Genomic DNA, 20,972 nt, shown 5'->3' on the forward strand with positions numbered 1-20,972 from the left:
AGAACGTGATGGTCGTGCCGGTCTCCTCCGTGGCTTCGTCCTGGCTCAGCGGCGCCTGCGGCACACCGCCGTCGCGGAACGACTGACGCCACACGTGTCCCTGCCGGCGCACCTCGACATCCAGCCGCGTCGACAGTGCGTTGACGACGGAGGAGCCCACACCGTGCAGACCGCCCGAGACCGCGTAGCCGCCACCGCCGAACTTGCCGCCGGCGTGCAGCACCGTCAGCACGACCTCGACGGTCGACTTGCCCTCGGCCTTGTGGATGTCGACGGGGATGCCGCGGCCGTTGTCGACCACGCGGATCGCGCCGTCTTCGAGGATCGTGACCGTGATGGTGTCGCAATAGCCGGCGAGGGCCTCATCGACGGAGTTGTCGACGATCTCGTAGACGAGGTGGTGGAGGCCGCGCTCACCGGTGGAACCGATGTACATGCCGGGACGCTTGCGCACCGCCTCGAGGCCTTCGAGCACCTGGATGGCGTCGGCCCCGTACTCGTTCTCGACCTTCTGTGACTGCTTCGGAGGAAGTTCCTGAGGAACGCTGTCGGGGGTATCGGACGTCATAGGTTTCGAGCGCTCCTGGATGGTCGATCAGAGACGTCTCATTCTACCCCCACACGGCTGCCGAAAGTCCGGAGAAGGCCCCTGTGGCGCCCTGAAATCGTTCCGGATGCCCCCGGACCCTCTTCAACCGTAGGTATCGCGAGGACCCCGCCCTGGAACGGCTCTGGGGCCCCATTTCCATGAGGGGACGTCCGGCCCCACGAATCGGACATTCTGCACCCCGGCATCCGGGAACCGCCTCATCAGCTGCGTCACGATCTCCGCGCGCATCAACTGGAGGTTCTTCGCCCAGGCCGTCGAGTCGCACTGCACGGTCAGAAGCCCATCGGCGAGGGCGACCGGATGCGCGTGGCGGGCGGTCTCCTCGCCGGCGACATCCGTCCACTGCAGGACGAGATCCTCCCGCGCCAGCTGCGCGTCCCATCCGGACTGACGGGTGAGATCGGACAGCACGTCCGCGACGCCCTTGGGATCGCGACCGGGAGCGAAGGGCTGCTTGTCGTCGTCATCGAGCGCGCGCTTCTTGCGGCGACGCGCCGTACGGGGGGACGGCTCCAGGCCACGCAAGCGCAGGTAGGTGCCGATCGTCTCCGGAACGTCGTCACTCATCGTCGACCTCCGCATCACCGTCGCCGTCGGCGTCGGCGGCCACGATCGTGCCGGCGACGACGCACACCGTCCGCGCGCGCAGCGCGGCGGGCACATCCTCCTCGACGGCGGCCGTGACGACCACCTGCTCGTAGCCTTCGACGAGGCCTGCCAAGCGCGAACGGCGGTCGGCGTCGAGTTCGGCGAACACGTCGTCGAGGATCAGCACCGGATCGCCCAGCTGGGACTGCGCGCGGAGCAGTTCGGCCGAGGCGAGACGCAGTGCGAGGGCGACCGACCACGATTCGCCGTGCGACGCGTAGCCCTTGACCGGCAGACCGCGCACACGCAGCAGCAGGTCATCGCGATGCGGGCCCACCAGCGTCAGCCCACGTTCCCGCTCGGATGCCCGCATCACGACGAGCTGCTCGCGGAAGATGCGCTGGATGTCCTCGGCGCCGAGTCCGCGCAGGGACGATGGCGCACCGTCGACGGCCTCGACACCGTCGTCGTCGGGGTCGGTTCCGCCGATCGAGAGCATCCATTCCATCTCCGGGCGATGGTCGGCTCCGGCGATCGCCGTGTACGCCCGCGAGACGGGGCCGGCCAGGTCGTCGACGAGGGCGAGTCGTGCGCGGATCACGTCGGTGCCGAGCTGGACGAGCTTGTCGTCCCAGACCTCCAGGGTCGACAGGCCCTGCCCGCGGATGCCGCGCGCACGCGCGGACTTCAGCAGCGCCGTCCGCTGCTTGAGCACCCGATCGTAGTCCGACAGCACTCCCGCCATGCGCGGTGCGCGCTGAATGAGCAGCTGATCGGCGAAACGACGCCGCGCAGACGGGTCGGATCGGACGATCTGAAGATCCTCGGGTGCGAAGAGGACGACCTGGGCGTATCGCGGAAGCTCCGACGTCTTCACCGACGAGCCGTTGACGCGCGCCTTGTTGCTGCCGGTTCTGTTCACCTGCGCCTCGAGCATCACTCGCCGCTCGCCATACGCGAGCCGCATGCGCACGATCGCCGCGTCCGCTCCGTCGCGCACCATGGGAGCATCCTGCGACACCCGATGCGATCCCAGTGTGGCGAAGAACCCGATCGCTTCGGCGAGGTTTGTCTTGCCCTGACCGTTGCGGCCGACGAAGACATTGGCGCCGGCATCCAGCGAGACGTCGGCGGCCGCATAGTTGCGGAAGTCGACGAGGCTGAGCTGCTCCACGATCACCGACCCAGCCTATTCGGCGGTGCCGACGCTTCGGGGCCCCGCTCGAGCCGGCGGAAGCCGATCAGCGCAGCAGCAGGTTCGGCTGCAGCAGGTACTTGAAGCTCTCCGGCGTGCCCGACGTCTGCGGGGTGATCAGCACCGGGCTGAGCTTGTTGGCGTTGTCGCTGGAGGTGAAGGTGATGCGCGCGAACTCGCTCTTGACCGCGCCGAGGGCTTCGAGGAGGTACTGCGGGTTCAGTCCCAGCGTCACGTCCTCGCCGGTGAGGGTCGCATCGACCGACTCGGTCGCGCGCGCCTGCTCGGTGCCCGACGCGTCCATCGAGACGCCGTCTTCGGTGAACGTGAAACGCAGCGGGGCCGAGCGATCCAGGACGAGGGCGACGCGACGCACGGCTTCGGCCAGCTCAGCGGTGTTGACGACCGCGTAGTGGTCCGTCTGCTCGGGGAACAGGCGGCGCACCGGCGGGAAGTTGCCCTTGATCAGCAGCGAGGTCACGGTCTTGTTGCCCGCGGTGAAAGCGATGATCTCGCGATCTCCGGATCCCGAGAAGGCGATCTGAATGTCACCGGAGTGCGCGAACGTCTTTCCGACTTCGGTGAGAGTGCGCGCGGGAACCAGTGCTGTCGTCGATTCCTCGCTCGCGACACCGCCGCCGTCGAACTTCACGTCGCGCAGTGCGACGCGATAGCGGTCGGTCGCCACGAGGCTGAGCTCGTTGCCGGCCACCTCGAGCTGGACACCGGTGAGAACCGGGGTGACGTCGTCACGGGACGCGGCGAAGGCCACCTGGGCGATCGCGGTGGCGAAGTCCTCCGCCGGGACGAGTCCCGACTCACCGGAGACCTCGGGAATCGCCGGGTATTCCTGCACGGGCATCGACGCGAGCGTGAATCGTGCGGATCCGCACGTGAGCACGATGCCGTCGTCCTCGCCGACCTCGATCTGGATCGGCGCGTTGGGCAGACGGCTGGCGATCTCCGACAGCAGTCGTCCATGCACGAGGATCGTGCCGGGCTCATCGACCGTCGCTTCGATGGTCGTACGCGCCGACGCTTCGTAGTCGAAAGCCGCGAGCGACAGGCCATCTTCGGATGCTTCGATCAGCACACCGGCCAGGATCGGCTGCGGGTTGCGCTGCGGCAGGAGCTTGACAACGAACGACACGGCCTCGCTGAAAACATCGCGATTCACGTGGAACTTCACTGGCGCTCCCTTGACGTCGAGTAGGGCTCTCCCATGCTAGTGCCACGATCCGACCGGATTGACCCGGCATCCTCGTGCCGAGTCCGCACGGTCGGCACCGACGAGGTGATCGAATCGGATTCCTAGATGAAGTTCTTTGTCATGGTGTTAACGGCTGTGGAAACTGTGGAGAACTCGACCGATCCCAGTCGCGACAGGGAAACCACACGCGTGTAACTTGTGGGCGGCCTGCGGAGAGTCGGTGAGCGACATGAGCTCCGTCGCCGTTGTGGCCCTCACGTCATCCACAGGACAGCGTCATCGACTCACAAGAGTCCACCGGGATGCCGAGTTATCCACAGCCTGTCCACATTGTGCAGAACGCGTATATTGGCGCCGCCTGTGTGAGCCTGTCAAGGACGATCTGCGCGAGAAGACCCCCGGTGACGACACCGGGGGTCTTCTCGGAGGCCAGCGCAGCGAGCGCTCAGCGGCCGACGCGGCCGAGCTGCGTCGTGATCTCCGACACCTGGTTGTAGATGGAGCGCCGCTCCTTCATCAACTCGCTGATCTTCTTGTACGCGTACATCACTGTGGTGTGATCGCGATTGCCGAAGAGCTGGCCGATCTTGGGGAGGGAGAGGCTCGTGCGCTCGCGGCACAGATACATGGCGATCTGCCGTGCCGTTGCGATCGACTGCGATCGACTGGAACCGTAGAGATCGTCCACCGACAGCCGGAAGTACTGCGCTGTCGCCGTGATGATGTCGGTCGGCGAGATGACGTTGGCGTCGTCGGTGTCGACGATGTCGCGCAAGACGGTCTGGGCGAGTGAGATGTCGAGCGTCGAGCGGTTCAGGCTCGCGAACGCAGACACCCGGATCAGCGCGCCTTCCAGCTCACGGATGTTGCTCGAGACCTTCGTGGCGATGTATTCGAGGACCTCGTCGGGCACCAGAAGGCGTTCGGACTGGGCCTTCTTGCGCAGGATGGCGATGCGGGTTTCGAGGTCGGGCGCCTGCACATCGGTGATGAGGCCCCACTCGAAGCGGCTGCGCATGCGGTCTTCGAAGCCGGTGAGGTGGCGCGGCGGCACATCGCTCGTGATGACGACCTGCTTGTCGTGGTCGTGGAGCGTGTTGAAGGTGTGGAAGAAGGCCTCCTGCGTCTCGGCCTTTCCCTGGAGGAACTGGATGTCGTCGATCAGGAGGATGTCGACATCGCGGTAGCGCGCCTGGAAAGCGGAGCCGCGGTTGTTGGCGATCGAGTTGATGAAGTCGTTGGTGAACTCTTCGCTGGACACGTATCGCACACGGATGCCGGTGTACAGGCTGAGGGCGTAGTCGCCGATCGCGTGCAGAAGGTGGGTCTTTCCCAGCCCGGAGTCGCCGTAGATGAAGAGCGGGTTGTACGCCTTCGCCGGCGCCTCCGCGACGGCGACGGCCGCCGCGTGCGCGAAGCGGTTGGACTGACCGATGACGAAGTTGTCGAAGCTGTACTTCGGATTCAGGCGCGTGTCATTGCGCGAGGGCGAGGCCGCCGTCTCGGCGTAGTCTTCGGCAGCGGGTCGGGCGATGGGCACCGGCGCGGAGGCGGATTGAACAGGCACCGGCACCGTGAGGTGCGCATCGGCGAGCTCGGGGTTGACCACGACGCGGAACGAGGATGCCGCCGGCTCCGCGTCCACGCGAGCCAGAGCCTCCATGATGGGAGCCCGCAGACGCTTGTTGAGCTGAGCCGCGGTGAGGTCGTTGGGAACGTCCAGATAGAGGGTGCCGCTCATGACGCCCTGGGCGACGGCGAGATTGATGAAGCCCTGCAGCTGTGGAGTGACGCGCTCGTCTCCGGAGAGCTCTTCCAGCACGGCGGCCCAGACAGGGACATCTGGAATCTCGTGCTGTGACATGTCCCCTCCGGGGGTGCGATCGGTGCGGGACAGGGCGACATCGACGATGATCGAACCTGTGGATAACTATCGCAGTCACGGTAGTCAGCGACCCCGCGAGGAGCAAAATCCACTGTAGATCCGGCCCGCGTGTCTTCACCACACGCTATCCACAGTCGGCGGATAATGATCCGTCCGGGTCGCTCGGTTTGAGTTCTTGTGGTTCTCGACGTAGCCTTAGTCGGTTGACTTATGCCCTGGGGCGCCCTCGGACGCTCTTGGACAGTCCCTGTACCCCGTGTCCCCGGTCTAGAGCGTTCGGGTGACCGCCGATCCGGAGTGATCCTCATGAGCAAGCGCACGTTCCAGCCCAACAACCGCCGCCGCGCCAAGAAGCACGGCTTCCGCGCCCGCATGCGTACGCGTGCCGGTCGTTCGATCCTGTCGGCGCGCCGCGCCAAGGGTCGCACCGAGCTTTCCGCCTGATCCGACAAAAGTGCTGGCGCGCGGGAACCGCATCACCCGCGGGGCGGAGTACAAGACCGTCGTCCGCAGGGGTGTCCGCTGTGCCGCGCCGCACACCGTGACGTATGTGACGACGTCGACGGAGGACCGCCCGCCGCGCTTCGGCTTCATCGTGAGCAAGCAGGTGGGCGGCGCTGTCGTCCGCAACACCGTTCGTCGACGCCTGAAGGCCGTGTGTGCACAGGCGATGGACGATGTCCGCCCCGGTGCGGACGTCGTCATCCGCGCGCTTCCGAGTGCCGCGACCGCGGATTTCGCGCAGCTGCGCGACGAGGTCACCCGATGCCTGGCACGACGGGCCGCCGCGTGAGTACGACGACGCTGCCCTCGTACTCCCTCGGCACCGGACACCTCACGGCATCCGGTGTACTGGCGTCCATCCCCCTGTTGCCGCGCAATGCAGGCCTCGTTCTTCTGCACGGCTATCGCGCGACGATCTCCCACCTGTACGGCGACGTCTGCAAGTATTACCCTTCCTGCTCTGCCTATGCGGTCGGAGCGGTGCAGCAGCATGGTCTCGTCAAGGGCTCGGCCCTCACGGCCGCCCGCCTCGCACGCTGTCACCCGTGGGCTCATGGTGGAATCGATGATGTGCCCCTGCACGCGAACTTCCGACACGAGCTGACCCGCTTCGGCTTCGTCGTGCCACCCACAGACGAGGCGTCATCCGACGCGTCGCCGAGAAAGGACTGATCCGTGCTGGATCTTCTCTACGCCGCCGCTGCGGCGACGCCGACCCCCGTCGTGCCGACGCCGACCACACCCGCGCCGTCGTCGAGCCTCGACTTCTTCAGCACCATCATGTGGCCGTTCAAGTGGATCGTCGAAGCGATCCTCGTGTTCTGGCACTGGATCTTCACGTCCATCGGTCTCGAGGCCGACGCCGGACTCACCTGGGTGCTGTCGATCATGGGGCTCGTGATCGTCGTTCGCAGCGCCCTCATTCCTCTCTTCGTGCGTCAGATCAAGAGTCAGCGCAAGATGATGGAAATCGCTCCTGAACTGCGAAAAGTTCAGGAGAAGTACCGCGGCAAGAAAGATCAGCTCTCGCGTGAGGCGATGAGCCGCGAGACGATGGCGTTGTACAAGAAGCACGGCACGACGCCCGTGTCGAGCTGTCTGCCGTTGCTGGTGCAGATGCCCATCCTTCTCGGCATGTTCTACACGCTCAGCGATGTGAAGAAGCACGCCGAATGGGGCGTGGGAGGCGTGGGGCTTCTGAGCAAGGACCTCACGTGGCAGTTCTATGAGGCGAAACTCTTCGGTGTCGCGCCGCTGCACACCAGCCTGGTCGAGGCCATCAATCAGAAGCCGTCCGGCTGGGAAGCAACGGTCGCGATCCTGATCGTCCTCGTGGTGCTGATGATCGCGTCGCAGTTCATCACCCAGCTGCAGATCATCTCGAAGAACCTCTCCCCCGAGGCCAAGACCGGCCAGGCCTACCAGATGCAGCGCATCATGCTCTACATCCTGCCGCTCGCCTTCATCTTCTCGGGCATCTTCTTCCCCCTGGGGGTGGTGCTCTACTGGTTCACCTCGAACATCTGGACAATGGTGCAGCAGTTCCTCGTGATTCGAAACCTCCCCACGCCCGGCTCCGAGGCGGCCAAGGCTCGCGAAGAGCGCCTTGCGCGCAAGGGCAAGGCCATCGACGCACAGGGAAAGATCGTGCCGCTGGAGAAGTACCAGGCCGAACAGCTGCGCCTCTACGAAGAGGCGCAGAAGGCGAAGGCTGAAGCTCCCAAGCGGCAGCAGCCGGTGAGCAAGCAGCGAGCGAAGAAGCAGTCGCAGCAGCCGAAGAACAAGCCCACCACCGATTCTTGATCGAATCGTCAATCCTCCGAGGACCCTCATGAGCACTACTTCCGAGAGTGACGCCGCCGAGCGTCCCGCCGCGACCACCGAGCAACTCGAGCAGGAAGGCGACATCGCGGCCGACTACCTGGAGGCACTTCTCGACATCGCTGACATCGATGGTGACCTGGCACTCGATGTGCGTGCCGGCCGTGCGTATGTGTCGGTCGAGAACGATGATGCCGACGCGCTGCGGTTGCTCTCGGAGCCTGACACGGTGCAGGCGCTGCAGGAGCTCGTGCGCATCGCGGTGCAGACGAAGACCGGTCGCTTCTCGCGGCTGATTCTCGACGTCGGCGGTTCTCGTGACGCACGCCAGCGCCAACTGGAAAAGCTCGTCGATCGTGCCATCGCGCGACTGGACGAGGGTGCGTCCCAGGCATCGCTTCCGGCGATGACGAGCTACGAACGAAAGCTCGTGCATGACATCGTCGCTGACCGGGGCTTGGTGTCCGAGTCGTACGGCGACGGCGCCGACCGTCACACGGTGATCCGTCGCGCCTGACACCCATGGACGACGTTTCACGTGAAACAACCGGGGTCGAGACAGAACCAGCGTCTGCTCTCGTCGTGTTCGGCGACCGACTCCCCCTCGCCCGCCAATTCGCGGCCGCCCTTGCGGCACACGGCGAAGAGCGCGGGCTGATCGGTCCGCTCGAACCTCCTCGGCTGTGGAACCGCCACATCCTCAATTCCGCGATTGCAGCGCCGCTCTTCCCGACCGGTGGACGCGTGGCGGATGTGGGGTCGGGGGCCGGCCTTCCGGGTCTGGTGCTCGCTATTGCGCGCCCGGATGTGCAGTGGGTGCTTGTTGAGCCTATGGAGCGACGGGTGGCGTGGCTCGAGGAACAGACAGCGCAGCTCCGTCTGGACAATGTCGAGGTAGTGCGCGCGCGTGGCGAGGAGTGGACCGGTGGCCCCGTTCTCGACGCCGTGACGGCGCGTGCGGTGAGCGCGCTGCGCACACTGATCCCGCTGACCGCTCCCCTGTTGCGCTCGGGGGGCGAACTCGTGCTGCTCAAGGGCGCCAATGCGGAGAATGAGATCGCGGCCGCGGAGAAGGTGATTCGTCGCTACAAGCTGACCGATGTGCGCGTTGAGACGGTCGGCGAGGGGATCATCGCTGAGCCCACCCGCGTCCTTCGCGCGACACGGGCTGCGTGAGCATTGCACACTGTTCGGCGCTACTGTTTCACGTGAAACACCCGCGCGGGATCTGCCCGTGACGGCGTGGTGATCGTTTCACGTGAAGCATCGACGCACTGAGCTGGTCTCTTTGGACGGTGCCGCCTGGACGACGACGGGTGCTCGCGTCGCCGATGCGATACATCCTGCACACGCCGGTTTCGAGTGCATACGGGTTCGCGCGCACGATGAGGCTCCCACGCCGAGGTGTACGCGAGGGATCCCCGGGGTGAGGCGCAATCGGGACGGTGATCGGCATGCCGATCACCGTTGGGTGGTGGCGATGGTCACCGTCGGCGTCATCATGGGGGCGATACCCGGGCGACTTCGTCGGGAGGCCTGCTGGGGTTCGACGAGCTCTGTCGTCGCACGGCTCATGACGAGCCGACCGGGTGAGAGCTGCGGCCAGAGATTCCTGCCCCGGCGCCAAGGCCCGACGTCGGCCCCAGGGGTACGGAGCGCGGCATCCCCCTGCGCGTCATTGAGCCCGGCATCTCGATGGCGTCGACGTTACGGAGTGAGAGCAGGTCGGGCGATCGAACGGGGCTGACACCCAGGGCCTGATGGTGTAACGCGTGCCCACTGTTCCGGACTCGTCGGCGCATCGGACCCGCCGCACGTTGTCTCACGTCGGTTTCACGTGAAACATGAGCGTGGTCACCTGAGGACCGCTGCGCAGGTGGACGTGCAGACTGTCCGCGTCGAACGGGCCGCGCTCGCGTCTCGTCTCAGAAGCTGCGGGCGCGGTGACCGAGACGCGCGCATGCCCGAGTTCCGGTGGGCCGTGAGTAGACGCCACTGTTTCACGTGAAACACAACGAGACGGCGCGGTGTCAGTGGAGCGCCCACTGTGCGTCGAACAGCACCCACGTCACGCGCAGCCCTTCGTTTCACGTGAAACATGCTCGGATGAGGCCCCCGGGGACCGCCGCGTCGGACGCCTCGACTACAGTAGAGGAGTCCCGAAAAGACAGGAGTTGATGGTGCCGGAATCGGAGAACGCGACCGCACCCGCACCCTTCTCCATCGACGACAGCCCGATCGCTCGCGAACTCGCCGACCTCACGTCGCGCCGGAAGGCGTTGGATGCCGTCGACGTCGAGTTCACGGGCGCCACGCGCGTCTTCACGGTATCGAACCAGAAGGGCGGCGTCGGAAAGACGACGACTACCGTGAACCTCGCGGCCGCGCTGGCATCGCTCGGAGCGCGTGTTCTGGTGATTGATCTCGACCCGCAGGGAAACGCGTCCACGGCGCTGGGTGTGCCACACTCCGCCGACATCCCCAGCGTCTACGACGTGCTCATCGACGAGTTCCCCCTCGCTGACATCATCCAGGTCAGCCCGGAGTCGCCGAATCTGCTGTGCGCTCCCAGCACGATCCACCTCGCCGGAGCAGAGATCGAACTCGTGTCGCAGGTGGCGCGCGAGCACCGCCTGCGCACGGCGCTCGACGATTTCCTCGCCACCACGTCGGAACGCATCGACATCGTCCTCATCGACTGCCCCCCCTCGCTGGGACTGCTCACCATCAATGCCTTCACCGCCGCGAGCGAGCTGCTGATCCCCATTCAGTGCGAGTACTACGCGCTCGAGGGTCTGAGCCAGCTTCTGGGGAGTGTCCGCATGATCCAGAAGCACCTGAACCCCCGCCTGCACCTTTCGACGATCCTTCTGACGATGTACGACGGCCGCACGCGCCTTGCTCAGCAGGTCGCCGATGAGGTGCGCCAGCACTTTCCGCAGGAGGTGCTGCGGACAGTCATTCCCCGCTCGGTGCGCGTCTCGGAGGCGCCGAGCTTCGGACAGACGGTCATCGCGTACGACGGCCAGTCGGCCGGTGCCGTGTCGTATCGCGAAGCGGCGGTAGAACTGGTCCAACGCGCTCAGCGCGCCCCCGCGAACGAGGAGAACTCCTGATGGCGAAACGTACCGGTCTCGGCCGCGGAATCGGCGCACTCATCCCCACCGGTGACAGTGCAGAGGCGCGTCCCGTCGACGTCTTCTTCCCCGGTGCGTCATCTGCCGCGGCTGAGGCCGCGACCGTCGAGTCGCGCGATGCACAGGTCTCCGGTGTCGCAGACTCGGATGCCGCGGCATCCGCCGTGGGTGACGAAGCCGAGCTCGTGGCGGTGCCGGGGGCGCGACTGATCACGATCGACCCGAACGACATCGTTCCCAACCCCCGCCAGCCGCGCACGAACTTCGATCCCGACGATCTCGCGGAGCTGGTGCACAGCGTCCGCGAGTTCGGAGTGCTGCAGCCGGTCGTCGTCCGTCTCAACGACGAGGGCAAATACGAGCTCATCATGGGGGAGCGTCGCACGCGTGCCTCTCGTGAGGCCGGGTTGACGTCGATCCCTGCGATCGTCCGGGAGACCGCCGACGAGGACCTGCTGCGCGACGCGCTGCTGGAGAACCTGCATCGCTCGCAGCTGAACCCGCTCGAAGAAGCGTCGGCGTACCTCCAGTTGCTCGAGGACTTCGGCATCACGCAGGAGCAGCTGGCGACGCGCATCGGTCGGTCGCGGCCGCAGATCAGCAACACGATCCGACTCTTGAAGTTGCCCATGCCGGTGCAGCAGCGCGTCGCGGCGGGCGTCATCAGCGCAGGTCACGCACGCGCGATCCTCTCGCTGGATGACGCCGACGCGATGCAGCGACTGTCCGACAAGATCATCAACGAGGATCTCTCCGTGCGTGCCGCGGAAGCCGTCGCGAAGGGCATCGCGGACGCGGGCTCACGTCGGATCGCGCCCAAGGCGGGGGCACGTCGCGCGCACCTCGACGACGTCGCCGAGCGCCTCGGTGACCGTCTCAACACGAAGGTGAAGATCACGTTGACGGCAAGAAAAGGCCAGATCAACATTGATTTCGCCACCGTTCAGGATCTCAACCGCATCCTCGGTGAGCTCGGTGAGGACGGGTACGGCGCCGCAAGCGGCGCGTAGGCTGGAGGGGTGAAAGACGACCCCTCGCTCCCGCGTCGCGCCAGCCTGGAGCTGTTGCGCGCCGAAGCGGCGGACGAGCTGGCTGTGCTCGTCGAGGAGCGCATCCGCGACGGCGAGGACCCGTGGGACTTCATGGAAGATCTGCCGTCGGTCGACGAGCTCGTCGTGCTCACCCTGCGGGCGGAGAACATCGCCTCCGACGGCGGCAACAAGCCGACGGCGTCGCGTAACTACCGGGTGCTGCGACAGATCGCGTTGCAGTACCCGCCGCTGACGCGGGCGGTGTGGCGCCTGCTGGGAAGCGAACCGCACCGGCGTTGGGACGCGTCGGTGCGAGCCGAAGCATCCTGAACGCCGGTGCGGGTCAGTGCTTGGGTGCCGCGCGGGGCGGCCGCGGGCTGAGGAGTGCTCAGCCGAGGTAGGCGGCGAGGTCCTGCTCGAGGGCGAACTTCGGCTTGGCGCCGATGATCGTCTTCTCGACCTGGCCCTTGTTGAACACCTTCATCGCCGGGATGGAGGTGATCTGGTACTCCATGGCGAGGTTGGGGTTCTCGTCGACGTTGAGCTTGAGGACCGTGATCTTCTCGCCGTTCTCCGACTGGATCTCGTCGAGGATGGGTCCGACCATGCGACACGGACCGCACCAGGCGGCCCAGAAGTCGACGAGGACGGGTCCCTCAGCGTCGATGACGTCCTGCTGCCAGGTGCTCTCGCTCGTGGCCTTGGCGGTCATGTCTGTCTCCTTCGTTGTGAGCCGCGGTTCTTTCGGCTCCGGTGTGTGAAACGCGGGGGGATGCCGGGATGTTCCCGACTCCGCACGCACGGGCTCGGTCAGGCGGCGTCTTCGAGGCCGTCGATCTCGGCGGCATCCTTCTCAGGAGCTCCGGCATCGCCGCGGGCGGCGAGGTAGTGCTCGACGTCGAGGGCGGCGGCGGTACCACTGCCGGCAGCCGTGACCGCCTGGCGATAGATCGGGTCGACCACATCACCGGCGGCGAAGACCCCGGGCACCGAGGTGCGCGAGGAGCGGCCGTCCACCCAGATGGTGCCGTGCTCGGTCAGTCGCAGCGAATCGTGCACGAGATGGGTGCGCGGGTCGTTGCCGATCGCGACGAAGACTCCGGTCACAGCCAGTTCGCGCTCAGTGCCGTCGACCGTGTCGCGCAGCAGCAGTCCCGAGACCGCATCGCCACCGAGGACGTCGACGACCTCGCTGTTCCACACGAACTCGATCTTCTCGTTCGCGAAGGCTCGCTCCTGCATGATCTTGGAGGCGCGCAGCTCCGAGCGACGGTGGATGACGTACACCTTCGAGGCGAATTTCGTGAGGAAGGTCGCTTCCTCCATCGCGGAGTCGCCGCCGCCGACGACAGCGATGGCCTGCTCGCGGAAGAAGAAGCCGTCGCACGTCGCGCAATACGACACTCCGTGACCGGACAGTCGCGACTCGCCCTCGATACCGATCTTTCGCGGGGCGGAACCCGTCGCGAAGATGACGCTCTCGGCCTCGTGCTCGGCACCGCTGCCGAGCACGATCTTCTTGACGTCGCCGGTGAGCTCGAGCTTCACGACATCGTCGTAGACGACCTCGGTGCCGAACTTCTCCGCCTGCTCCTGCATCTTCGCCATGAGGTCGGGACCCATGATGCCCTCGGGGAATCCGGGAAAATTCTCCACCTCGGTGGTGTTCATGAGCTCGCCGCCGGCCTCGACCGAGCTCGCGATGAGCAGGGGGGAGAGGTTCGCCCGCGCCGCGTAGATGGCGGCGGTGAATCCGGCCGGGCCGGAACCGATGATGATGACCTGTCGCACGTGCTCTTCCCTTTCCGCACGAGCCCCTGTCGGGCTCCAGTGCGTGCAACCCATGCTAACCGCGCGGCATTCCGCGCCGTCGGTCAGCGGCCGGTGAGGCGTCGCACGAGTCGGCCCGCGATCGCGAGCTCAGGGGTGCGCAGCAGCGCCAGAGCGGCGATGTAGACGACCAGCGACGCCGCGCCCACGAGGCCGCCGCCGATCGCACCGAGCAGGCGGTCGGACACGGTCCAGCCCGCAGGTCCACCCACCAGCAGGAACACGGCCCATCCCGCGCCGAACGCGGGGACGGCGGCGACGGCGAAGCGGCCGAGCGCCCTCCACGTCGTGCGCAGAGCGGTCGTGTCGGTGTGTCGGCGCAGCAGGCGCAGCGCGACCGGCAGCTGCACGTACGTCGAGAGCGACTGCGTGAAGGCGACGGTGGCGGCGAGGAAGGCCAACGGCAGCAGTCCCGCTGCGACCGCGACCGCCGCGACTGCGGCGCCGAGGGCGGCGAGGGCGGCCTGCACGAAAGAGAAGACGAACGGCGTGCGGGTGTCCTGGAAGGCGAAGAACGCCCGGCGGATGATCAGCAGCACACCGAACGGCACCAGCGCGATGAGGTAGCCGCAGAGCACCCACGCCATCGGGACCGCACCGTCGGAGTCGGTCGTGAACACGCGGGAGAGTGGGACGGATGCCGCGCCGATCGCGGCCGTGAATCCGAACCCGAACAGCGCGATGGCGCGGATGGACTCGTCGAGGTTGGGAGCGACGCGATCGAGCCGCCCTGCGGCGACCTCCTCGGCGAGCCGCGTGAAGTACGTGGTCGAGATCGACATCGCGACGATCGAGTGCGGGAGCATGAAGATGAGCCACGCGTAGACCATGACGGTGACGCTCGCCTCGCCGGACGCCTGTGTGACGACGCGGGATTGCACGATTCCCGCGAGCTGGCCGACGACCACGGCGAGGAACGTCCACCATGCGAGCGTGCCGACGTGTCGGAGGCCGATGCCACGCCATCCGAAGTCGGGTCGGATGTGCAGCCGCGTGCGCTTCCAGAACAGCAGGAGCACGAACGTCTGCATCGCGATGCCCAGCGTGGCGGTTCCGCCGAGGAGCGCGATCATTCCGGCATCCCAGTCCGCGACGGCGGTGAAGGGACCCCCGAAGACCAGGAGGAACACCCCGAACCCGGCGATCGAGACCAGGTTGTTCACGGTCGGAGCCCAGCTGTAGGGGCCGAAGACCTTGCGAGCGTTGAGAACTTCGCCCAGGAGCGCGAACAGCCCGTAGAACAGCAGCTGCGGAAGCAGCCAGGAGGCGAAGGCGACGGCGAGACCCTTCTGGGTGCCGTTCCATCCGTCCGTATAGAGCCAGATCAGCGCGGGCGCCAGCGCCATCATGAGGGCCGTTGCCGCGACCAGCACGACGCTACCGAGGGTCAGCAGCTTCGACACGTACCGCGAGCCGCCGTCGCTGTGCGCGGCGGCCTTCACGATCTGCGGGACGAGGATGCCGGTGATCACACCGGCGGCGAGGAGCTCGTACACGTTCGTCGGCAGCTGCGCCGCGATGCTGAAGGCGTCGGCGGCCTTACTGCCGTACGAGCCGATCACGGCGACGAGCACGAGAGAGCGCACCAGTCCGGCGGCGCGCGAGAACAGCGTTCCCGCTCCGATGATGGCGCTCGCGCGACCGAGATTAGCCATCGACGTCCTCTGTCTGGGGGTTGTGCGCCGCGGTGGCGGCGGCGATGCGGCGGCGGCGCATCTTGCGCGCCGTGCGGACGATGCCGAGCACGAGCATCGCGCCGATGAGCACCGACATGACGACGATGCCGACCGACTCCCACTCGGCGCGCACCGAGATGGCGACGCGCACTCGGGGGCCGATCTCCACGCCGGCCGAACTGCGCAGCTGCAGGTCGAGCGTCGACTCGCCGCTTCCCACCCGCGCCTGCACCGGAACCAGCACGCGGGTGCTCTGGGCCGCGCCCACGGATACGTCCGCCGTCTTCTGCACGATCAGGCGCGGGTCGTTGGGGGCGGCGGTCAGGGTCAGTGTGACCGGCCACGGCAGGTCGTTGCGCACCGAGAAGGTGAGCGGCGCCGACGAGGCCAGCAGTGTGATGTCGCTCGGGGGCACGATCGCCACGGACCCCAGGGTCGTGCTCGTCGCATCGCGATGATCCGACAGTGCGCTGGCGAACTGGTCGGGAGCCGCCCGCCACACGTTCCCCATCAATTGGAGGATCTCCGCCCGATCGGGCGCGGTGAGAAGCGTCGGATCGGCGAGCACGGTGGCGAACGCGGCGACGCGGTTCTCCTGGTCGAGCAGATCGCGGAGCGCGTCGACACGTGTCGGATCATCCGCCGTGCCGCCGGTGACGGAGACGGACGCCGCCGGGGCCGCCAGCAGTGCATCCAGATCCCACGGCGTGCGCCCGGCCAGTGAGGATGCCGCCGTGATCGCCGCCCGCAGGCCCGTCGCGGACCGTCCGGTCGCACGGTCGACGACGACGAGCAGCGGCGCGGAGGCGGCGGCACCCCGTGTGGCGACGCTCGCGTAGGCGGAGGCGGCCGCGAGACCGGCACCCTGGTGCACGGGGTCGGAGGCGAGCGAGGCGGTGCGCAGCGCACTCGAGGCGCCGTCGTCGTAGGCGAGGATGCCGGCGCCCGCGGCATCCGCTCGTGCCCCGACGGCACCGCTGAGAGCACTCGTGCCCACGAGCGTGATCGCAGCGGGCTCGGTCGAGCCGGAGGCGCCCGGCGCGTTCTGCAGTGCGGCGACGACACCCGCGGTGGCCCAGCCCGTCGCGGGCCAGAAGACATTGGCGCGCGCCGTGCCGATGTCGAGCAGCTGGTCGAGGGTGGGCAGCGTGCGCCCGTCGGGCGCGGGGGTCGCTGTGGGGCTTGCGCCGGCGGCCACGGCGGTGGAGGTGAAGTTCCGCGCCGACATGAAGGGATCGAGGGTGGAGACGCGCAGAGGCGCGGGAAGGCCGGCGGCCATCTGCGTGGCGAGGTCGGCATCACCGAACTGCAGAGCGAAGCGGGAGTTGGGCAGAGCCAGCAGGTCGGCGAGCCATTGCCGCGCCGATGCCGGTGCGGACGAGCCCAGGACGCGGATGGCCGCGGGGATCGCAGGGTCGACGGCGAGGATCGCCGGCGTACCGGTCACGGCGTTCAGTTGCGTGCGCAGGGCTCCGTCGTCGGCGGTGAGCGCTTTCAGGTCGTCCGCGCTGAGCAGGCCGGTGGTGGTCGGCGGAGCGGTGATCGGCACGACGACGCCGACACCGCTCGCGGCGGACGCGGCATCGGGCACGGTCAGCACGCTGTGCGCGACGAGCGGCTGTGTGCCGGTGGTCGGGGAGGAGTACGCGGCGCTCAGCGGGTAGACCCCGGGGGCGAGCGCGCCCAGCGCGCCGAGATCGACCGCCGCTGTCGCCGTCGCGGTCCCGCGCGCGACGACGGCGGTGACCGGTACGGAGGCGACGGTCGTGTCGGCGACCGTCTGGGCGTCGAGCCAGCTCGTCACCTCGGCGCTGGTGGCCAGCGGCGATCGGCTCAGCGCGATGGTCATCGTTCCGCTCGCCGCCGTGGCGTCGCCGGTGTTGGAGACGGCGACCGCGACGGAGACGACCGTCGTGCTGACCACGCCGTTGCCGGCCGGGGCGACGACGACCGACAGGTTTGCGGCATCCGCGGCGTCGGTGGCGCTCGGAGTTGCGGAGGGCTGCGGGGCACCGGTCGCGGCATCCGCAGGGGCCGGCGCGGGGGCGGCGACGATCGCGAGCGCCATCCCGGCCGACGCCGCGAGCAGCACGGCGGCTCGCAGCCCTCGCCGCGCCGCGCCGATGATCGTGCGACGACGACGGCCGCGCACTCCGTTGGGAGGTCGGCGCGCGGCGGCGGGGAAAGACACAGTCATAGCGGGAATCGGCTCCTGTGCGATGCCTGACCGCACGATCAGCTGTGATTCTAGGGTCCTCGTGCTGTGGGCAGCCCGTGACCGGCCGCGATCGCCGCGATCCGTCGCCTCGCCGAGTGCGGCGTCCCGCACCGGCGTGCGTGAGGATGGGATGCTGTGGAGCCCACCTTGAACCCCGACCCCGCGCTCATCAGCGCCTTGCGCCGCGACCTCGCCGCCGCCGGCTACCGCGCCGACGCCGTCAGATCGCTGTGGGGCCCGGTCGCCGACACCGCTGTCGGCCACGGGCTGCACGGACCGGCGCTGGCGGCCCTGGCACCGCGCAGTGACGCGCTCGCCGCCCTCGCGCGCCTGCTGCACCTCGGGGTGGCGACCGACCGTGCTGCCGTCGCACGCGCCCTGCCGATGCTCGGAGCACAGGGGCTGGTCGACCTCGGCTTCGCGCGGATCGACGGGGATGCCGTCGCGCCGGCGGTTCTCGTGCGTCCCCAGGACGTCGCGGGCGCTCCCGACGACGCCGAATGGTGGATCGCCAGCGACCTCGACGAGGCCGCGCTCGGGGGGCCGCTGCCCACGGGCCACGTCCTCGGCGTGGGGGGTGCCTCCCTCACACTCGCCGGTCTGCAGCTGACCACGCCCGCCGGGCGGGTTCTCGACGTCGGCACGGGCTGCGGCATCCAGGCCCTGCGCGCCCACCTCGCCCTGGGCACTCAGCCCGCCCCGCCGACGATCGTCGCCACGGACGTCTCGCCGCGCGCCCTGGAGTTCACCCGCATCAATGCGCTGCTCAACGAGGTGGAGGGCATCGACACCCGTCGCGGCAGCCTCTTCGAACCGGTCGCAGGTGAGCAGTTCGACCGTGTCGTCTCGAACCCGCCGTTCGTCATCACGCCGCGCGTCGCGGGCGTGCCGGAATACGAGTACCGCGACGCCGGGTACGCCGGCGACGACCTCGTCGCAGCCTTCGTGTCGGGGGTCGGCGCGGTGCTCGCGCCGGGCGGCACCGCGCAGCTGCTGGGCAACTGGGAGTACCGCGCGGGGAAGGACGGTCTGCAGCGCGTCCGTGAATGGGTCGCCGCCTCGCCGGTGCCGCTGGAAGCCTGGGTCATCGAGCGGGAACGTCTCGACCCCCTCGCCTACGCCGAACTCTGGGTACGCGACGGCGGCACCGCGCCGGGGACGGCGGGCTACGGCGCGCTCGTCGACGCGTGGCTCGCCGACTTCGCCGCCCGCGAGGTCGATGCGGTCGGGTTCGGCTACCTGCTGCTGCGGCGCCCGGCATCCGCGATTCCCGCGCTGGCCCGCTACGAGCGCATCACGCACCCGTTGCCCGAGGACGGCGCCCTCGGTGCGCACCTGGGCGCCGCGCTCGCCGCCTTCGACACCCTCGAGCAGGTCGACGACGCGGCCCTCGCCGCCGCCCGCACCATCGTCGCCGACGACGTCACCGAGGCGCGTCATCATCTGCCCGGCGCCGAAGCCCCGAGCGTCATCGAACTGCGCCAGGGCGGCGGTCTCGGGCGCACCCTCGAGGTCGACCCCGCCCTCGCCGCTCTCGTCGGGGCCTCCGACGGTGAGCTCACCGTGGGCCAGCTCTCCGATGCGATCGCGGAGCTGCTCGAAGTGGATGCCGCGGCCCTGCGTGCCGATCTGCTGCCGCGGGTGCGCGAGCTCGTCTTCATCGGGATGCTGCGGCTGGCGTGACCCCGGGGGCGGCGAGGGTGCGCCGGTAGGCTGGAAACCATGCTCAACATGGCCGAAGGCCTCGACCGGCTCGGGTCGCTCGCGACCTCGCCGATCATGGCGACCCTCGGCGCCGCGTTCGCCCAGGCCGGGTTCGAACTGGCGATCGTCGGCGGTCCGGTGCGCGACGCGCTGCTGGGTCGCCCGACCCACGACCTCGACCTCACCACCAACGCCCGCCCCGACGACATCCTGCGGATCGTCAAGCCCCTCGCGACCGCGACGTGGGACATCGGTCGGGCGTTCGGCACGATCGGCGCGAAGATGCCGGGCCCCTCCGGCACCTCCGAGCAGGTCGAGATCACCACCTACCGCGCCGACAGCTACGACGGGCTCACACGCAAGCCCACCGTCGCGTTCGGTGACAGCCTCGACGACGACCTCGCCCGTCGCGACTTCACCGTCGGCGCCATGGCGCTGCGTCTGCCCGTGCCCGCCCTGGTCGACCCGACCGGCGGCGTCGAGGATCTCATCGCGGGCGTCCTGCGCACCCCGGGCGACCCCGACGTCAGCTTCGGCGACGATCCCCTCCGCATGCTGCGCGCCGCCCGGTTCGCCAGTCAGCTCGAGTTCGAGGTCGCGCCGGCGACCCTTGAGGCCATGGAGCGCCTGCGCGCGACGATCGCGATCGTCAGCCCCGAGCGTGTGCAGGCCGAGCTCGTGAAGCTTCTCTCCACCGACGATCCGGTGCGCGGCATCCGCATCCTCGTCGAGACGGGCCTGATGGGCGAGATCCTCCCCGAGGTGCCCGCACTGCGGCTGGAAGTGGACGAGCACCACCACCACAAGGACGTCTACGAGCACTCGCTCACGGTCCTGCGCCAGGCCATCGAGCTGGAGCACGCCCGGCATCCGGGGGCGGCGCCCGATACGACGCTGCGGCTGGCCGCGCTGCTGCACGACATCGGCAAGCCCGCGACGCGACGGCTCGAGCCGGGCGGCGGCGTGAGCTTCCACCACCACGACGTCAAGGGTGCGCGCCTGGCGCGCAAGCGCCTGCAGGCGCTGCGCTTCGACGGCGATACGATCGCCGCGGTCACGCAGCTCATCGAGCAGCACCTGCGCTTCTTCGGGTACGCCGAGGGCGCCTGGACCGACTCGGCGGTGCGGCGCTACGTGCGGGATGCCGGGGATCAGCTCGAGCGGCTTCACATCCTCACCCGCGCCGACGTGACCACCCGCAACGCGAAGAAGGCCACGCGGCTGCGACGGGCGTACGACGACATCGAGTGGCGCATCGACGAGCTCGCCTCGCAGGAGGAGCTCGCCGCCATCCGCCCCGAGCTCGACGGCAACCGGATCCAGGAGATCCTCGGCATCCCGCCCGGCCGCGAGGTCGGCGAGGCGTACCGCTTCCTGCTGGAGGTGCGCCTGGACGAGGGCCCGATCGGCGCGGACGCCGCCGAGCAGCGCCTGCGTGCCTGGTGGGACGCCCGCTGACCCCTCTTCCCCTCCGCGAGCCGCCACGTTCGTGCCGAGTCGCCATGCTCTGGCGCGTTGAATCTTGGCGGCTCGGGGCAATCTTGGTGGCTCGCGATCTAGACT

Annotated in this window: 20 protein-coding genes; 11 read left to right on the forward strand and 9 right to left on the reverse strand. The window is 68.2% G+C overall.

From position 1 onward, the window contains the following. The 5 genes from BGN98_RS00670 to dnaA form a co-directional block, all read right to left on the reverse strand. A partial coding sequence (locus BGN98_RS00670) for an ATP-binding protein (RefSeq protein WP_288118788.1) occupies positions 1 to 568 on the reverse strand: 568 nt, incomplete at its 3' end. Between the two features lie 123 nt (positions 569 to 691). Beyond that, on the reverse strand, positions 692 to 1,177 hold the full coding sequence (locus tag BGN98_RS00675) for a DciA family protein (protein WP_005054691.1): 486 nt from the start codon (positions 1,175 to 1,177) through the stop codon (positions 692 to 694). Continuing rightward, positions 1,170 to 2,378 carry a DNA replication/repair protein RecF gene (recF, locus tag BGN98_RS00680; protein WP_288118794.1) on the reverse strand — a complete coding sequence of 403 codons (1,209 nt, stop codon included), beginning with the start codon at positions 2,376 to 2,378 and terminating at the stop codon, positions 1,170 to 1,172. The genes BGN98_RS00675 and recF overlap by 8 nt, the downstream gene beginning before the upstream one ends. Positions 2,379 to 2,439: 61 nt before the next feature. Continuing rightward, positions 2,440 to 3,582 carry a DNA polymerase III subunit beta gene (gene dnaN, locus BGN98_RS00685; RefSeq protein ID WP_005054684.1) on the reverse strand — a complete coding sequence of 381 codons (1,143 nt, stop codon included), beginning with the start codon at positions 3,580 to 3,582 and terminating at the stop codon, positions 2,440 to 2,442. A 466-nt stretch (positions 3,583 to 4,048) separates the two neighbouring features. Then, positions 4,049 to 5,467 (reverse strand): chromosomal replication initiator protein DnaA, encoded by a 1,419-nt coding sequence (gene dnaA, locus BGN98_RS00690; protein WP_036288864.1) that lies wholly within the window; start codon positions 5,465 to 5,467, stop codon positions 4,049 to 4,051. 327 nt (positions 5,468 to 5,794) lie between these two features. On the opposite strand from dnaA, the gene rpmH reads away from it, so the two are divergent. The 9 genes from rpmH to BGN98_RS00735 all read left to right on the forward strand — a co-directional run bounded on the left by rpmH (position 5,795) and on the right by BGN98_RS00735 (position 12,311). Next, complete coding sequence (rpmH, locus tag BGN98_RS00695) at positions 5,795 to 5,932, forward strand: 50S ribosomal protein L34 (protein WP_005054680.1); 138 nt, start codon at positions 5,795 to 5,797, stop codon at positions 5,930 to 5,932. 10 nt (positions 5,933 to 5,942) lie between these two features. After that, positions 5,943 to 6,281 carry a ribonuclease P protein component gene (rnpA, locus tag BGN98_RS00700; protein WP_036288867.1) on the forward strand — a complete coding sequence of 113 codons (339 nt, stop codon included), beginning with the start codon at positions 5,943 to 5,945 and terminating at the stop codon, positions 6,279 to 6,281. Beyond that, complete coding sequence (gene yidD, locus BGN98_RS00705) at positions 6,254 to 6,664, forward strand: membrane protein insertion efficiency factor YidD (RefSeq protein ID WP_502687800.1); 411 nt, start codon at positions 6,254 to 6,256, stop codon at positions 6,662 to 6,664. The genes rnpA and yidD overlap by 28 nt, the downstream gene beginning before the upstream one ends. Before the next feature lie 3 nt (positions 6,665 to 6,667). Next, complete coding sequence (gene yidC / locus BGN98_RS00710; protein WP_288118806.1) at positions 6,668 to 7,795, forward strand: membrane protein insertase YidC; 1,128 nt, start codon at positions 6,668 to 6,670, stop codon at positions 7,793 to 7,795. A gap of 28 nt (positions 7,796 to 7,823) precedes the next feature. Then, complete coding sequence (locus tag BGN98_RS00715) at positions 7,824 to 8,330, forward strand: Jag family protein (protein ID WP_036288871.1); 507 nt, start codon at positions 7,824 to 7,826, stop codon at positions 8,328 to 8,330. Between the two features lie 5 nt (positions 8,331 to 8,335). Continuing rightward, positions 8,336 to 8,989 (forward strand): 16S rRNA (guanine(527)-N(7))-methyltransferase RsmG, encoded by a 654-nt coding sequence (gene rsmG / locus BGN98_RS00720; RefSeq protein ID WP_061683305.1) that lies wholly within the window; start codon positions 8,336 to 8,338, stop codon positions 8,987 to 8,989. Positions 8,990 to 9,993: 1,004 nt separating this feature from the next. Beyond that, positions 9,994 to 10,929, forward strand: coding sequence for a ParA family protein (locus tag BGN98_RS00725; RefSeq protein ID WP_016463839.1), 936 nt, complete (start codon positions 9,994 to 9,996; stop codon positions 10,927 to 10,929). Continuing rightward, positions 10,929 to 11,960, forward strand: a complete 1,032-nt coding sequence (locus BGN98_RS00730; RefSeq protein ID WP_288118812.1) for a ParB/RepB/Spo0J family partition protein — start codon at positions 10,929 to 10,931, stop codon at positions 11,958 to 11,960. Before BGN98_RS00725 ends, BGN98_RS00730 begins: the two co-directional genes overlap by 1 nt. A 9-nt stretch (positions 11,961 to 11,969) precedes the next feature. Continuing rightward, positions 11,970 to 12,311 (forward strand): hypothetical protein, encoded by a 342-nt coding sequence (locus tag BGN98_RS00735; RefSeq protein WP_036288880.1) that lies wholly within the window; start codon positions 11,970 to 11,972, stop codon positions 12,309 to 12,311. Between the two features lie 58 nt (positions 12,312 to 12,369). Here the strand turns inward: BGN98_RS00735 and trxA are convergent, their stop codons facing one another. The 4 genes from trxA to BGN98_RS00755 form a co-directional block, all read right to left on the reverse strand. Continuing rightward, positions 12,370 to 12,693 (reverse strand): thioredoxin, encoded by a 324-nt coding sequence (trxA, locus tag BGN98_RS00740; RefSeq protein ID WP_005054661.1) that lies wholly within the window; start codon positions 12,691 to 12,693, stop codon positions 12,370 to 12,372. A gap of 98 nt (positions 12,694 to 12,791) precedes the next feature. Next, complete coding sequence (gene trxB / locus BGN98_RS00745; RefSeq protein WP_288118819.1) at positions 12,792 to 13,772, reverse strand: thioredoxin-disulfide reductase; 981 nt, start codon at positions 13,770 to 13,772, stop codon at positions 12,792 to 12,794. Between the two features lie 83 nt (positions 13,773 to 13,855). Further along, on the reverse strand, positions 13,856 to 15,466 hold the full coding sequence (gene murJ, locus BGN98_RS00750) for a murein biosynthesis integral membrane protein MurJ (RefSeq protein WP_288118822.1): 1,611 nt from the start codon (positions 15,464 to 15,466) through the stop codon (positions 13,856 to 13,858). Next, positions 15,459 to 17,684: a DUF6049 family protein gene (locus BGN98_RS00755; protein ID WP_288118825.1), complete on the reverse strand. Its 2,226-nt coding sequence runs from the start codon at positions 17,682 to 17,684 to the stop codon at positions 15,459 to 15,461. The genes murJ and BGN98_RS00755 overlap by 8 nt, the downstream gene beginning before the upstream one ends. Before the next feature lie 156 nt (positions 17,685 to 17,840). Between BGN98_RS00755 and BGN98_RS00760 the strand changes: the two genes are divergently transcribed. Both BGN98_RS00760 and BGN98_RS00765 read left to right on the forward strand, forming a co-directional pair. Next, a complete protein-coding gene (locus BGN98_RS00760) occupies positions 17,841 to 19,388 on the forward strand; it encodes a DUF7059 domain-containing protein (RefSeq protein ID WP_288118828.1) in 1,548 nt (515 codons plus the stop codon). A gap of 39 nt (positions 19,389 to 19,427) precedes the next feature. Next, positions 19,428 to 20,867: a CCA tRNA nucleotidyltransferase gene (locus BGN98_RS00765; protein WP_288118830.1), complete on the forward strand. Its 1,440-nt coding sequence runs from the start codon at positions 19,428 to 19,430 to the stop codon at positions 20,865 to 20,867. Positions 20,868 to 20,972: the final 105 nt, after the last annotated feature.

It is taken from the genome of Microbacterium sp. 69-7, assembly GCF_001897985.1.
Classification (GTDB): Bacteria; Actinomycetota; Actinomycetes; order Actinomycetales; family Microbacteriaceae; genus Microbacterium; species Microbacterium laevaniformans.

Bases quoted from the DNA above. Each gene is read 5' to 3' on its own strand.
- BGN98_RS00675 (WP_005054691.1), bottom strand. From the start codon at position 1,177: ATGAGTGACGACGTTCCGGAGACGATCGGCACCTACCTGCGCTTGCGT.
- dnaA (WP_036288864.1), bottom strand. From the start codon at position 5,467: ATGTCACAGCACGAGATTCCAGATGTCCCTGTCTGGGCCGCCGTGCTG.
- rpmH (WP_005054680.1), top strand. From the start codon at position 5,795: ATGAGCAAGCGCACGTTCCAGCCCAACAACCGCCGCCGCGCCAAGAAG.
- yidD (WP_502687800.1), top strand. From the start codon at position 6,254: ATGCCTGGCACGACGGGCCGCCGCGTGAGTACGACGACGCTGCCCTCG.
- BGN98_RS00715 (WP_036288871.1), top strand. From the start codon at position 7,824: ATGAGCACTACTTCCGAGAGTGACGCCGCCGAGCGTCCCGCCGCGACC.
- rsmG (WP_061683305.1), top strand. From the start codon at position 8,336: ATGGACGACGTTTCACGTGAAACAACCGGGGTCGAGACAGAACCAGCG.
- BGN98_RS00730 (WP_288118812.1), top strand. From the start codon at position 10,929: ATGGCGAAACGTACCGGTCTCGGCCGCGGAATCGGCGCACTCATCCCC.
- trxA (WP_005054661.1), bottom strand. From the start codon at position 12,693: ATGACCGCCAAGGCCACGAGCGAGAGCACCTGGCAGCAGGACGTCATC.
- murJ (WP_288118822.1), bottom strand. From the start codon at position 15,466: ATGGCTAATCTCGGTCGCGCGAGCGCCATCATCGGAGCGGGAACGCTG.
- BGN98_RS00755 (WP_288118825.1), bottom strand. From the start codon at position 17,684: ATGACTGTGTCTTTCCCCGCCGCCGCGCGCCGACCTCCCAACGGAGTG.
- BGN98_RS00765 (WP_288118830.1), top strand. From the start codon at position 19,428: ATGCTCAACATGGCCGAAGGCCTCGACCGGCTCGGGTCGCTCGCGACC.